Here is a 12833-nt window from a genome sequence, read left to right on the forward strand (position 1 = left end):
GTGTTTAATATTCTTTGTTGAGCCTATCGGCTAGATAGGCTCAACAAAGTAATAAATAGCAAAGAAATGGCACACGCAGCCAGCCAAAACAAAGCCGTGCCAAATCGCATGGTTAAAGGGAATGCGCTTCGCAACGTAGAAAATCACGCCCAGTGAATACACAACTCCACCAGCAGCAAGCAGTGTAAGTCCGCCGACATCCAAGTTGATCGCCAACTGATAAATCACAATCAACGATAACCATCCCATCACCAAATACGTCATCAAAGAAAGCTTTTTAAATCGATAGACGAACGCAACTTTCATGATGATGCCGATCAACGCAATGCTCCAAATAACGATCATCAACCCAAATGCTAGAGGTGTTCTTAAGCTGACTAACAAGAAAGGGGTATAGCTGCCTGCTATCAAAAGATAAATAGCACAGTGGTCGAAGGTTTTTAGCCAACGTTTCGCTTTGGGATAAGGGATCGCATGATAGAGCGTCGAGGCCAAAAATAGCACGATAATACTCGCACCATAAATCGCCATACTGGTAAGCGTTAAAGTGTCAGCTTGATGGTCTATGGCTTTAACTAACAGCAGTATCAAGCCAACAATACCAAAAATCATCCCTATACCGTGGGTGATGGTATTGGCCAGTTCTTCACGTTGACTGTATTGAGGTTTCTGCAGTTCGGACATCAATGCGCCTATACTAGAGTTTGAAATTTGCTCTAGTATGGCACATTAGGCTTACACGTGTAAGCCTAAATTAAGACTCATGAACGGCAGTAGTTTGATCGAGATAATTGAGTACCAGTTCGCCAACTTGATCTGGCTTAGTCGTGGCAGGAATGGTCAGCTCTCGCTTGAGTTTGCCACTGCCCAGTAAGCTCGCGAGCATGCCACCTTGCCCCTTGCGTGTGCGGTCAACTTCAAACCACAACTTGAGCTCTTGCTCACTGCGGTGGGCAACAAATTCTAATTCGCGCCACACGCCGTGGTAAGGTCCGTCGGTTGGCACCAGTTCAAACTCTTGCACAAATGGTAGATCGAATCCTTTCACTTCCTCGCATTCCACCTGGCGAATTCGTAAACCTTGCGCTTCAAATGCAGATAGTACCGCATCCATCAGTGGATCAGGTCGAACGGTGAGGATGTCTTTATCAGTCGGATCCAAAGCAGCAGCAACGTCTAAACCAGTTTCTAACCATACTTTGGCATCACCAATGGTGACAGGCGTGTTCCAAGGCACATCGAGCTTAACATCGAAGGTACGCTCTTCGCCGGAATGGATGGTAAATGCGTAAGGGAGACTCCACTTAGCAAGCACATGAGTTTGAGGTACTCGGCGCATGCTGTGTCCTTCTCGCGCACCACGGTCATCAGGGGCTTCGGCGATGTAGCGGCAACAGAGTTTTAAATCAATGTTGTCGATCGCTTGTTCAGTCGCACCACCATATACATGGATAGACACATCCACACTTTGACCTGGGTATAGCACGTCTTGGTTTAAGATTGAGTCGACCTTCGCGCTCCCAATCCCAAAACTGGCAAGTGTCTTCTTCAAAAATGACATAGGCACCTCCTTCATCGAGATCTCATACTACTACTGCTGATCGAGGGATCAAACAAAAATTGCCTCGAACATCGCGACAAAATGACAAAATCTAAACAATTCAATTGCTCAACTATCGACCAATTATTACAAGGATGCTAATCTTACACTTGATATGCATGCATATCGGTATTCCTGACTCATTAACTGGATTGGCGAGAGCCAGAAGAGTGATTCTTCAATCTTGTTGGAGCCTAGCTCATAATGATTCAGGCCATTACATCGGCAATGGATATGCCTGACAGTTAGGTAAATTAATGCGCCCAACAACAGTCAGGTTCGCACACACTAATACTAGTGCAATGCGCCGCCGCAGTGGCTTTACTACTGCACCAAAGGCAAAGCAAGTTGCGCCAGCAATGACATTGGTTGAGAAGACAGCAATGATGTCGAGTGTTCCGGCCAAAGTTATCAAAGCAGCTTAATCAAAAGCGCGGCGCCAGCTGCGCTTTTTTCTTTGCACGCAACTCATAAAACTTCAAAGACTTAGAACAAACCACGGTGAAAGAGATCGTTTTTCCTATTTGGTCTTAGCAAAGCAATTTGGTACCTTTACTGCTAATTACACCTATAAATTCTGTGGAGAAAGAAATGAAGTGTCATCGCATTGAAGAGCTGCTTGAGCTACTAGAGCCTGAATGGCATAAAGATCAAGAGCTGAACCTCTTGCAGTTCATCGTTAAGCTGGCAAAAGAAGCAGGCTATAAAGGAAAGCTAGAAGATCTGACCGACGATGTACTGATCTACCACCTTAAAATGCGTAATAGCAGCAAAGATGAAATGATCCCTGGACTCAAAAAAGACCAAGAGGACGATTTTAAAACGGCGATCCTACGCGCTCGTGGCATCATCAAATAACTAGCTCAACAGCCAGTATTCTTTAAGCGACTCTCTCTGTGAGTCGCTTTTTATAACCAAAGTTTTTAGTCCCACAATTGGTTATAACTGTTCAGCCAATTATCAGGTTAACTGTACTGATTTTTGTTGTTAAACATTGACTGCGTTAAAGAAACGGAATTGTTATTGATTGTATAATCGCCGTTCATCAGTATTTACTAAAATAATTATGTTCGGTCATCTTTATGACGGAACGAGCAGCAATGTCATCGAGCGACATCAATAGAAATGACGCCGTACATTATAAAAGCCTAAGAAGGATGAGTGCATGAGTCAGGACAAGATCGATATCAAAGATGTGACTCCTAAAACCTATAATCCCAAAACCCATAAAGGAAACGGGGATCGGTTCAACCCAAGTAATCGCATCTATGTACGCGAAAGCAAAGGGACTTACCAGAAACTGCGTCGTTACGGTGGTTGGTTCTTACTACTTCTCTTCGCTTTGATACCGTGGATTCCTTACGGTGAACGTCAAGCGATCTTGCTTGATATTGGCAACCAGCAGTTCAACTTTTTCGGTACCACACTGTACCCACAAGATCTTACCCTACTCGCCTTGCTGTTTGTGATCGCGGCGTTTGGGTTGTTCTTTATTACCACCTTCTTAGGTCGGGTTTGGTGTGGCTATCTCTGCCCACAAACCGTCTGGACCTTCATGTATATCTGGTTTGAAGAGAAGCTCGAAGGTAGTGCCAATAAACGCCGTAAACAAGACTCCAATAAGCTGACGGCGAATTTAGCGATGCGTAAAGCCGTCAAACATATAGCTTGGTTTGCCATTGCACTCGCCACTGGTTTTACTTTTGTTGGCTACTTCGTGCCAATGAAGCAATTGGTTATCGACTTTTTCACCTTTAACGCCAACTTCTGGCCCGTCTTTTGGGTAATGTTCTTTGCCATTTGTACTTATGGTAATGCTGGTTGGATGCGTTCCATCATGTGTATTCACATGTGTCCTTACGCGCGCTTCCAGTCTGCCATGTTTGATAAAGACACCTTCATCGTTGGCTACGATGCAAAACGTGGGGAAAAACGTGGCCCACGTCCGCGCAAAGCCGATCCAAAGCAACTTGGTTTGGGTGATTGTATTGATTGTGACTTGTGTGTGCAGGTGTGCCCAACAGGTATCGATATTCGTGACGGCTTGCAGTATGAATGTATCAACTGTGGCGCCTGTATTGATGCGTGTGACAACACCATGGATCGCATGGGCTACGAGAAGGGCCTAATTAGTTACACCACCGAGCACCGCTTATCGGGTAAGAGTACCAAAGTCATGCGTCCGAAGCTGCTGGGCTATGGAGCTGTGCTACTGGTCATGGTCGGTCTTTTCTTTGCCCAAATTGCAGCGGTAGACCCAGCCGGTATGAGTGTTATTCGCGACCGTAACCAACTGTTCCGCGTTAATAGCTCGGGCGAAGTAGAAAACACCTACACCCTCAAGGTGATCAACAAAACTCAGCAAGTGCAAGAGTACTCGTTGGATGTTGAAGGGCTATCCGATGTAAGCTGGTATGGTAAGCAGACAATTCAGGTCCAGCCAGGTGAGGTATTGAACCTGCCAATGAGTCTTGGTGCCGATCCTGACAAGCTAAACTCTGCGATTACGACAATTCAGTTTATACTCACCGATAAGAGCAACGAATTCACCATTGAAGTGGAAAGCCGATTTATCAAGAAGCTATAACTTCGATGACTAATGGAAAAAGGCTCAGTAATGAGCCTTTTTGTTTATATGTCCCAAAGTATGTTTAACTTTGACGCCCTTACCCCAGACTTTATGTGGTACGCGTTAGAAAGCATCGGCGTTCGCGCAGAATCAGGCTTTCTTCCCCTCAATAGCTACGAAAACCGTGTTTATCAATTTACTGACGAAGAGCGTCGTCGTTATGTCGTCAAGTTTTACCGTCCTGAACGTTGGAGCAATGAACAGATCCAAGAGGAGCACGACTTTACTTTAGAGCTGATTGGCAATGAGATCCCCGTCGCACCACCTGTGCGCATCAACGGTGAAACCCTGCATCACTATCAAGGCTATGCTTTTGCGCTGTTTGATAGTGTGGGTGGTCGCCAATACGAGGTTGACAATTTAGATCAGCTCGAAGGTGTAGGGCGTTTCCTTGGCCGAATCCATAAAGTCGGCAGCCGCCAAGCCTTCCAACATCGTCCTACTATTGGCTTACAAGAATACCTGTATCAACCAAGAGAGATTCTGCAAAACGCCAATATGATTCCAATGCACTTGGAGAACAGCTTCTTCAATGACTTGGATATGCTGATCAAATCAATTGAAAGCCACTGGCAAGAAGGTTTCAATATGATTCGTTTGCATGGCGATTGCCACCCAGGCAATATTTTGTGGCGAGATGGCCCTATGTTTGTTGATTTGGATGACGCTCGTAACGGCCCTGCTGTGCAGGACTTATGGATGCTATTGAACGGTGAACGCCAAGACAAACTGATGCAGCTGGATATTGTTTTAGAAGCTTATCAAGAGTTTTGCGACTTTAACCCCGCAGAATTGAAACTAATTGAGCCACTTCGCGGTCTACGAATGGTGCACTATATGGCATGGCTAGCAAAACGTTGGCATGACCCTGCGTTTCCTCTCGCTTTTCCATGGTTTAATGAGCCAAAATACTGGGAAGGTCAGGTCCTTGCATTTAAAGAGCAGATCGCCGCTTTAGAAGAAGCACCGCTGTCTTTAATGCCTCAATGGTAAGTCAGGCCACAAATTCAAAAATGGAGATATTTCGATGAAAAAACTGTTCGCACTGTTTTCTATGCTGATGCTAAGCCTGTCGGCACATGCAGCGCAATTCAAAGAAGGTGAACATTACAAAGTATTGGATCTTGAGGCATCAAAAAAACCTCTTGTGACGGAGTTTTTCTCTTTCTACTGCCCGCACTGTAATAGCTTTGAACCGGTTATCCAGCAACTGAAAAAGCAGTTGCCAGAAGGTACTAAGCTATTAAAAAACCACGTTTCTTTCATGGGTGGCAACATGGGCCCATCAATGAGCAAAGCCTACGCAACGATGGTTGCACTAAAAGTGGAAGACAAAATGGTGCCAGTGATGTTTAACCGCATCCACAATCTAAAGAAAGCACCACGTAATGATGAAGAACTTCGTCAAATCTTCCTTGATGAAGGTGTAGACGCGAAAAAATTCGATTCTGCATTCAAAGGCTTCGCGGTTGATTCCATGGTTCGCCGTATGGACAAGCAATTTGAAAACAGCGGTCTAACCGGCGTTCCTGCGGTTATCGTTAACAACAAATACCTAGTTCAAGCACAAAGCATCAAAACGATGGATGAGTACTTCTCTCTGGTGAACTACTTGCTGACACTAAAATAAGCACATCGATATCAATCAAAAGGGGAGCACGTCGCTCCCCTTTTGTTTATTTGTAAATCTCTTGTAGTAACCGATCTTTTTCTTGCCACACATCACCCAACCATTGCTGAAATTGTCGCTTATAGGGTTTATCGTTAAAGTAATCACCGAGCACTCGTTCATCAACGGGTAACACATTCACACGCACAACCACCTTGCTCATGCGACCCATCAATAAATCCTTGAACGGTTTATGCGTATTTTCTGGGTACGCCAACGTAACGTCGATAATGCTCTCGAACTGTTCCCCCATCGCCGCTAACGTGTACGCAATCCCGCCCGATTTTGGTTGCAGCAAATATTGATAGTTTGCTTTACTCTTACGCTGCTTTTCTTCGGTAAATCGAGTTCCTTCGACATAGTTAACCACTGTGGTTGGACTGTGTTTGAACTTAGCGCACGAGCGACGTGTCGTCTCTAAATCTTGACCTCGCTTATGAGGGTTGCGGATCAGATACTCTCGCGAATAGCGACGCATAAATGGCATATCGAGCGCCCAACACGCCATCCCGATGAAAGGCACATACAGCAGTTGTTGCTTGAGGAAAAACTTCGGCATGGGAATACGGTCTTTAAACACGCAGCAAAGCACAACAATATCTGTCCAACTGAGATGGTTACTGATCAGCAGATACCACCCGTCTTTTTTAAGCGCTTCACCGCCCTGAACATCCCACTCAACACGGTTAGATACCGCCAGAATGCACGCATTAACGGTAGCCCATAACCACATCACCTTATTGGCACAAGCGGTCGCTATCGCTTTTAGCTTTACGCCAGGAAGCAATATTTTAAATACAGCGATAACACAAATTGCGAGTGAACAAACCGCAGAATTGAGAATCACAAAAGAAGCGTTAAAAAAAAATAACAAATATGCCAACATGATAGTCAAACAACAGTGATAATGTGTGAAGAATAAAACAGCGTGTAATTATACTGCGCCTTTGCCACATTGGAACATGCGTGGGAATGGTCAGATTTGTTACCGCAACCAATATGTGCACCACTCATTCGACAACAAGGAGATAACGAATGAAACCAAGGCTACTTCTCTTGCCTTTGGCCTTTGTCGTCAGTTCTGCTCAGGCTCAACTCGCTGAAACCGCAGGTTTTGGCGGTGAAATTTCGCTGAATGCCGGATTCATATCATCAGAATCCAATTTCAATACAGAAAATAGTAACACCATCGATTCTCTCGATAAGCGTGCCGATAGTGACAGTTCCGTTATCGCTGCACCGCTAGGGAGTGTGACATACACCTTTGGTAGCCGACTCAACCACCAAGTTTACGCCGGTACCACACGCTCAGATGTCGCGGTAGGTACACTCGCTTTTCAGTTGGGCTATCAACACGAGCTACAATCTGGCACCGTGCTCGATGTTTCCTATCTGCCGACGGTACTCAAAGGCGAAACTTGGCGCAACCCTTATCAAGTAGGAACCGCACGTAAAGAGACGGATGTTGACGGCAATGCATATCGCTTTCAGATCAAAGGGTTAATTGATAAGAACTTCAACCTTGATCTTGCTTATGCTGATAAAGACATCGAGCAGGAGGAAGTGACAGACCGCTCACTTGCTCGCGATGCTAACCTTTACTATGTCAAAGGCGACTATCGCATTCCACTCAACCAAACGTCTATGTTGCAACCCGCTTTCACCTACATCAATCAAGATGCCGACGGTAAGGCGGAATCATTTGATTCGTACGGGTTTGACATCAGCTGGTTTAAATTTATCAATCGCCATCGATTGGCTCTCACCGCGGGTTATGCATGGAAAGACTATCAAGGAGCTAGCCAAACTTTTGCTAAAACACGAAATGACGACACCATCAGCCTATTTGCGGCCTACGAATATCAAAACGTATTTGACTGGCAAGACTGGTCGTTCATTTCTTTAGCCGGCTATAGCCAAACTGACTCGAATATCACGTTTTATGAGGAGAAAGAGTACCTATTGTCGCTTGGTCTCAACTACACCTTCTAACGCCCTTCATCGCAACAAGGGGCTTACAACACTTGTTGCGATGACACTTTGCTGTCTATACCGCTTGCGCCGTAAGCTGTTTCAGTAAACGGTCCATCGCTCGATACCCAAGTGCCTCGGCCAAGTGCGTTCGTTCAATTTGCTCCGCCCCATCCAGATCGGCGATTGTTCGCGCCACTTTGATAATACGATGATACGCACGAATCGAAAGCCCTAAACGATGCAAAGCGGTTTCAAGAAACTCAGCATCACTCTTGTGCAAGGGACAAAACGCCTCAATTTCTCGACTACCTAGCAGTGCATTGACCTTACCACTGCGGTTTAGCATATTGTTACGCGCATCGCTCACACGCGCTTTTACGATAGCAGTCGGCTCACCGCGATCACCACCTTCTGCTAATGTCCCTTTGGGCAAAGCTGGGATTTCTAAAGACATATCAAAGCGATCTAACAGTGGTCCAGATAATCGACCAAGGTAGCGCAAAATAGCTTGTGGATTGGTGCGCGCTTGATTGCCTTCGTAATATCCTGTCGGGCTTGGGTTCAATGCTCCAACTAATTGGAAACGAGCCGGAAAGCGTGTTTTACCTTGCGCTCGAGAGATAATGATCTCGCCAGATTCGAGCGGTTCGCGTAACGAGTCCAGAACTTTACGATCAAATTCGGGCATTTCATCGAGAAACAATAACCCGTTGTGAGCTAAAGAGATCTCCCCTGGCCTAGGGACCGAACCACCGCCGACTAATGCCGCCATTGAACTTGAATGATGCGGAGAACGAAATGGACGCGACTTCCAGTTATGCTCATTAATTTCACTCTGAGTCAACGATGCCACCGAAGCGGTTTCCATTGCTTCTTCGTCACTCATTTCCGGTAATAAGTCACACAAACGCGAAGCCAACATCGTTTTTCCAGTACCTGGCGGGCCAAGGAAAAGTAAGTTGTGGTTTCCAGCGGCAGCAATCTCCAGTGCTCGCTTACCTTGTTGTTGGCCAATAATATCTTGTAAGTCTCGACCATGTTTTTCGATCGTTTTTCGCTTAGGCGTTTGAAAAAGATTCAGTCGATGTTGACCACAAAGCTCGGCACATACTTCCAGTAATGATTGGGCCGATTTATGTTGTTCCTTCCCCACCAGCGCCGCCTGATCGCCATTCACATGTGGGACGACCAAATGACGTTGAATCTTACTGGCTTCCAGCGCAGCAGGCAGCACACCTTTTACAGGTCTCAGACCACCAGATAGTGCTAACTCACCCACAAATTCGTAGTTTTTGAGCTTATCTGTCGCGATTTGCTCCGAAGCAGCCAAAATTCCCAATGCAATAGGAAGATCAAAACGTCCTCCCTCCTTGGGTAGATCTGCCGGAGCCAAGTTCACGGTGATCCGCTTAGCAGGAAATTGAAAGTTAGAATTAATGATCGCACTGCGTACGCGATCTTTGGACTCTTTTACCGTTGTCTCTGGCAAGCCTACTAAGGTAAACCCTGGCATGCCGTTGCTGATATGAACTTCTACACTAACCGATGGCGCTTGCACCCCGACGCTTGCTCGACTATGAATGATTGCCAGCCCCATACGTTCCTCAATTTTTTTGAACACTCTGTAAACAAATGTTTTATCTAGTTGGTTATGTTATATACCGCGTCCCAATTGAGAGTTAATGTGAAAAAAGAATGACTTTTTGCTTGTCATGCAGCGGAATTGTGTGATACCACTAATGACGCAAACAATTTCGTAGAACATTACACAACATTTTTTAACGAAAAAAGAACGACAGACAGATGAACCTTTTCGCTCATATCAACGCACTGCTAGCCCTGATTATCGTGGTCATTATTGGCACCGCGCGGGGTATTGTGGGCGAAAGGTAACCACAAATTACAAAAAACCCCCGCACTGAAAAGTCCGGGGGTTTTTTTACAACTACAAGTTGTCATCTGTCTAACCCTCGGACAGTTTAACGGGAAGAATGGGAGTGCACATGAAGTGCAATAAATATGGCAATCGCTACGAGCCACAACGTAGCAAAGGAGGTTTACGATGACTGGTGCACAACTTGTCGTAGCCGCTTTAAGACAGCAAGGCATCGAAACCGTTTTTGGCTACCCCGGCGGGGCCATCATGCCAATCTATGATGCTTTGTATGACGGTGGGGTGGAACACATCCTATGCCGTCACGAGCAAGGGGCCGCTATGGCTGCTATCGGGATGGCTCGTTCCACTCAAGACGTTGCTGTGTGCATGGCAACTTCCGGCCCAGGAGCCACTAACCTTGTTACCGGCCTTGCCGACGCTTTCCTTGACTCCGTACCTCTAGTTGCCATCACAGGCCAGGTTGCTAGCTCTCATATCGGTACCGATGCATTCCAAGAAATGGATGTGATCGGAATGTCCCTAGCCTGTACTAAGCACAGCTATCTCGTGACTGAAATTGAAGATCTAGCTCCGACACTTGCCGAAGCCTTTGAGGTCGCAAAAACCGGTCGTCCGGGTCCTGTCATTGTCGATATCGCCAAAGACGTTCAACTCGCTCAAGCACCCACAGACCTTCTTCCTCCATACATAGCACCAGCAATCGAAGATGTCAGCGCTGAAGATATCAAACGTGCGCAAGATGTGCTGGCAGCATCAACTCGCCCAGTGTTGTATGTTGGTGGTGGCGTGCAACTTGCGAAAGCAACCGATGCAGTACGCGAATTTCTTCGCTTAAACCCAATGCCTGCAGTTAGCACATTAAAAGGCCTCGGTACCATTGAACGCCATGATCCTCACTATCTTGGTATGTTGGGTATGCACGGCACCAAAGCCGCCAATCTAGTGGTTCAAGAAGCTGATCTATTGATCGTGGTTGGCGCGCGTTTTGATGACCGTGTGACGGGTAAGCTCGACACGTTTGCACCAAATGCGAAAGTGATTCACATCGACATTGATGCTGCGGAGATTCATAAACTGCGCCACGCCAACGCACCATTACGTGGCGACATCAACACCATTCTTCCTCAGCTAGAGCTGACTCAAGATATCTCACCGTGGGTTCATCACAGTGAAAGTCTGCGCAGCGGCTTTAAGTGGCGTTACGACCACCCAGGCGAGTTAATCTACGCACCGCTATTGCTTAAACAGCTGTCTGACATGATGCCAGATAGCTCAATTGTCTCGACCGACGTCGGTCAGCACCAGATGTGGGCAGCGCAACATATCCAGCCACGCGAACCACAAAATTTTATCACTTCTGCTGGCCTTGGCACCATGGGCTTTGGCTTGCCAGCGGCGATGGGTGCTGCAGTCGCACGTCCTGATGATCAGTCTATCCTTATTACAGGTGACGGTTCATTTATGATGAACGTTCAGGAATTGGGCACGCTGAAGCGTCGTCAGATTCCAGTGAAGATTGTCCTTCTTAATAACCAACGTCTTGGCATGGTTCGCCAATGGCAGTCATTATTCTTTGACGGTCGCCACAGTGAAACCATTCTTGATGACAACCCAGATTTCGTGATGTTAGCAAAAGCGTTCGATATCCCGGGCAAAACCATCACCAAGAAAGAAGAAGTCGAACCTGCTCTCAAAGAGATGCTAGCGAGTGAAACTTCTTACATGCTTCACGTTTTGATTGATGAAGAAGAAAACGTGTGGCCATTGGTGCCACCTGGCGCATCAAACAGTGATATGTTGGAAAATACATAGGAGACAATCGCATGGACAGATATTTACTCGACATCAAAGCCGATGACAAACCGGTACTGTTGGAGCGCGTTCTACGTGTGATTCGTCACCGAGGCTTCGTGATCAAACAAGTCGCTGCTACGCAAAACCACGAAAGCAAAGTAGCCAGCGTCGAGATCATCGTCGACAGCGATCGACCAATCTCGTTTTTGATCAATCAAATAGAGAAGTTGTGGGACGTTCGTAAGGTTGAGGTGCTAAAAATCCGCAACGATGAACTGCCAAATCACAACTTACAACAACACGTAAGTGCATAAGGAAGGCAACAAATGGCAACGAAAACTGCAGATTTCATTTGGTTTAATGGTGAGATGGTTACATGGGCAGAGGCGAACGTTCACGTTCTGACTCACGCAATGCACTATGGCACATCCGTGTTTGAAGGCGTGCGCTGTTACAACACACCAAAAGGCCCAATAGTCTTCCGTCACCGTGAGCATGCACAACGTTTAAAAGATTCCGCCAAGATTTACCGCTTTCCGATCCCTTTCTCTGTAGAGGAAATAATGGAAGCGACCCGCGAAACACTGCGCCAAAACAAACTCGACAGCGCTTACATTCGTCCATTGGGTTTTGTCGGTAATGTTGGCTTAGGCGTATGTCCACCAGTTGGCACTGAGATGGATCTAATCATTGCAGCATTTCCTTGGGGCTCTTACTTAGGCGAAGAAGCGCTAGAAAAAGGTGTCGATGCGATGATTTCAAGCTGGAACCGCGCTGCGCCAAACACCATCCCAACTGCGGCTAAAGCAGGCGGTAACTACCTATCTTCACTACTGGTTGGTGGTGAAGCGCGTCGTCACGGTTACGACGAAGGTATTGCGCTAAGCGTAGATGGTTACCTATCGGAAGGGGCTGGTGAAAACATCTTCGTTATCAAAGATGGCGTAATCACCACACCACCAGCAACTAGCGCGATTCTACCGGGCATCACTCGTGACTCGATCATGACAATTGCACGCGATAAAGGCTACGAAGTACGTGAAGCGAACATTGCTCGTGAAGCCCTTTACCTTGCCGATGAAGTCTTCATGACAGGTACAGCGGCTGAGATTGTACCAGTGGCAACCATCGACAAGATTGAAGTGGGAACTGGTAAGCGCGGCCCTATCACTAAAGAACTACAAGCAGCCTACTTTGGCCTATTTGACGGCACCACGGAAGATAAGTGGGGCTGGTTAGACTATGTGTACCCAGAACAGAAGTAAGAAGG

13 protein-coding genes are annotated in these 12833 nt (G+C 46.5%); 9 read left to right on the forward strand and 4 right to left on the reverse strand.

What is annotated here, in order from left to right; translation table 11 throughout:
• Positions 1 to 30: 30 nt before the first annotated feature.
• Both trhA and R7Z47_RS20935 read right to left on the reverse strand, forming a co-directional pair.
• Positions 31 to 684, reverse strand: a complete 654-nt coding sequence (gene trhA / locus R7Z47_RS20930) for a PAQR family membrane homeostasis protein TrhA (RefSeq protein ID WP_175413472.1) — start codon at positions 682 to 684, stop codon at positions 31 to 33.
• 70 nt (positions 685 to 754) lie between these two features.
• Positions 755 to 1561, reverse strand: a complete 807-nt coding sequence (locus R7Z47_RS20935) for a sporulation protein (RefSeq protein ID WP_005379045.1) — start codon at positions 1559 to 1561, stop codon at positions 755 to 757.
• A 296-nt stretch (positions 1562 to 1857) separates the two neighbouring features.
• Between R7Z47_RS20935 and R7Z47_RS20940 the strand changes: the two genes are divergently transcribed.
• From R7Z47_RS20940 to R7Z47_RS20960, 5 genes are all read left to right on the forward strand, one after another.
• Positions 1858 to 2025, forward strand: a complete 168-nt coding sequence (locus R7Z47_RS20940; protein ID WP_005379043.1) for a hypothetical protein — start codon at positions 1858 to 1860, stop codon at positions 2023 to 2025.
• 166 nt (positions 2026 to 2191) lie between these two features.
• The gene (locus R7Z47_RS20945) at positions 2192 to 2458 is read left to right on the forward strand and encodes a YihD family protein (RefSeq protein WP_005379040.1); all 267 of its coding nucleotides are present in this window, start codon (positions 2192 to 2194) and stop codon (positions 2456 to 2458) included.
• A 307-nt stretch (positions 2459 to 2765) separates the two neighbouring features.
• Positions 2766 to 4187 carry a cytochrome c oxidase accessory protein CcoG gene (ccoG, locus tag R7Z47_RS20950; RefSeq protein ID WP_005379038.1) on the forward strand — a complete coding sequence of 474 codons (1422 nt, stop codon included), beginning with the start codon at positions 2766 to 2768 and terminating at the stop codon, positions 4185 to 4187.
• A 48-nt stretch (positions 4188 to 4235) separates the two neighbouring features.
• Entirely contained in the window at positions 4236 to 5222 is a 987-nt protein-coding gene (locus tag R7Z47_RS20955) for a serine/threonine protein kinase (protein ID WP_005379037.1), read from the forward strand.
• Between the two features lie 34 nt (positions 5223 to 5256).
• On the forward strand, positions 5257 to 5859 hold the full coding sequence (locus tag R7Z47_RS20960) for a thiol:disulfide interchange protein DsbA/DsbL (RefSeq protein WP_005379036.1): 603 nt from the start codon (positions 5257 to 5259) through the stop codon (positions 5857 to 5859).
• Positions 5860 to 5905: 46 nt separating this feature from the next.
• On the opposite strand, the gene R7Z47_RS20965 is transcribed toward R7Z47_RS20960, so the two are convergent.
• Positions 5906 to 6784 carry an acyltransferase gene (locus R7Z47_RS20965; RefSeq protein ID WP_137282462.1) on the reverse strand — a complete coding sequence of 293 codons (879 nt, stop codon included), beginning with the start codon at positions 6782 to 6784 and terminating at the stop codon, positions 5906 to 5908.
• Between the two features lie 149 nt (positions 6785 to 6933).
• Between R7Z47_RS20965 and R7Z47_RS20970 the strand changes: the two genes are divergently transcribed.
• Positions 6934 to 7890 (forward strand): DUF2860 domain-containing protein, encoded by a 957-nt coding sequence (locus R7Z47_RS20970; protein ID WP_054729808.1) that lies wholly within the window; start codon positions 6934 to 6936, stop codon positions 7888 to 7890.
• A 55-nt stretch (positions 7891 to 7945) separates the two neighbouring features.
• Here R7Z47_RS20970 and R7Z47_RS20975 read toward each other — a convergent pair whose 3' ends face one another.
• The gene (locus R7Z47_RS20975) at positions 7946 to 9469 is read right to left on the reverse strand and encodes a YifB family Mg chelatase-like AAA ATPase (RefSeq protein ID WP_258488561.1); all 1524 of its coding nucleotides are present in this window, start codon (positions 9467 to 9469) and stop codon (positions 7946 to 7948) included.
• Between the two features lie 465 nt (positions 9470 to 9934).
• On the opposite strand from R7Z47_RS20975, the gene ilvG reads away from it, so the two are divergent.
• Genes ilvG through ilvE form a run of 3 tightly spaced genes read left to right on the forward strand, consistent with a single transcriptional unit; the run spans position 9935 to position 12828 of the window.
• Positions 9935 to 11581 carry an acetolactate synthase 2 catalytic subunit gene (ilvG, locus tag R7Z47_RS20980; RefSeq protein ID WP_005378960.1) on the forward strand — a complete coding sequence of 549 codons (1647 nt, stop codon included), beginning with the start codon at positions 9935 to 9937 and terminating at the stop codon, positions 11579 to 11581.
• A gap of 11 nt (positions 11582 to 11592) precedes the next feature.
• Positions 11593 to 11877 carry an acetolactate synthase 2 small subunit gene (gene ilvM, locus R7Z47_RS20985; protein ID WP_005378958.1) on the forward strand — a complete coding sequence of 95 codons (285 nt, stop codon included), beginning with the start codon at positions 11593 to 11595 and terminating at the stop codon, positions 11875 to 11877.
• Between the two features lie 12 nt (positions 11878 to 11889).
• Positions 11890 to 12828: a branched-chain-amino-acid transaminase gene (gene ilvE, locus R7Z47_RS20990; RefSeq protein WP_318130619.1), complete on the forward strand. Its 939-nt coding sequence runs from the start codon at positions 11890 to 11892 to the stop codon at positions 12826 to 12828.
• The last annotated feature ends 5 nt before the right edge of the window (positions 12829 to 12833 follow it).

This window comes from Vibrio sp. 1641 (assembly GCF_033339995.1).
GTDB lineage: Bacteria > Pseudomonadota > Gammaproteobacteria > Enterobacterales > Vibrionaceae > Vibrio > Vibrio alginolyticus.

Bases quoted from the DNA above. Each gene is read 5' to 3' on its own strand.
- trhA (WP_175413472.1), bottom strand. From the start codon at position 684: ATGTCCGAACTGCAGAAACCTCAATACAGTCAACGTGAAGAACTGGCC.
- R7Z47_RS20935 (WP_005379045.1), bottom strand. From the start codon at position 1,561: ATGTCATTTTTGAAGAAGACACTTGCCAGTTTTGGGATTGGGAGCGCG.
- R7Z47_RS20940 (WP_005379043.1), top strand. From the start codon at position 1,858: ATGCGCCCAACAACAGTCAGGTTCGCACACACTAATACTAGTGCAATG.
- R7Z47_RS20945 (WP_005379040.1), top strand. From the start codon at position 2,192: ATGAAGTGTCATCGCATTGAAGAGCTGCTTGAGCTACTAGAGCCTGAA.
- ccoG (WP_005379038.1), top strand. From the start codon at position 2,766: ATGAGTCAGGACAAGATCGATATCAAAGATGTGACTCCTAAAACCTAT.
- R7Z47_RS20955 (WP_005379037.1), top strand. From the start codon at position 4,236: ATGTCCCAAAGTATGTTTAACTTTGACGCCCTTACCCCAGACTTTATG.
- R7Z47_RS20960 (WP_005379036.1), top strand. From the start codon at position 5,257: ATGAAAAAACTGTTCGCACTGTTTTCTATGCTGATGCTAAGCCTGTCG.
- R7Z47_RS20965 (WP_137282462.1), bottom strand. From the start codon at position 6,784: ATGTTGGCATATTTGTTATTTTTTTTTAACGCTTCTTTTGTGATTCTC.
- R7Z47_RS20970 (WP_054729808.1), top strand. From the start codon at position 6,934: ATGAAACCAAGGCTACTTCTCTTGCCTTTGGCCTTTGTCGTCAGTTCT.
- R7Z47_RS20975 (WP_258488561.1), bottom strand. From the start codon at position 9,469: ATGGGGCTGGCAATCATTCATAGTCGAGCAAGCGTCGGGGTGCAAGCG.
- ilvG (WP_005378960.1), top strand. From the start codon at position 9,935: ATGACTGGTGCACAACTTGTCGTAGCCGCTTTAAGACAGCAAGGCATC.
- ilvM (WP_005378958.1), top strand. From the start codon at position 11,593: ATGGACAGATATTTACTCGACATCAAAGCCGATGACAAACCGGTACTG.
- ilvE (WP_318130619.1), top strand. From the start codon at position 11,890: ATGGCAACGAAAACTGCAGATTTCATTTGGTTTAATGGTGAGATGGTT.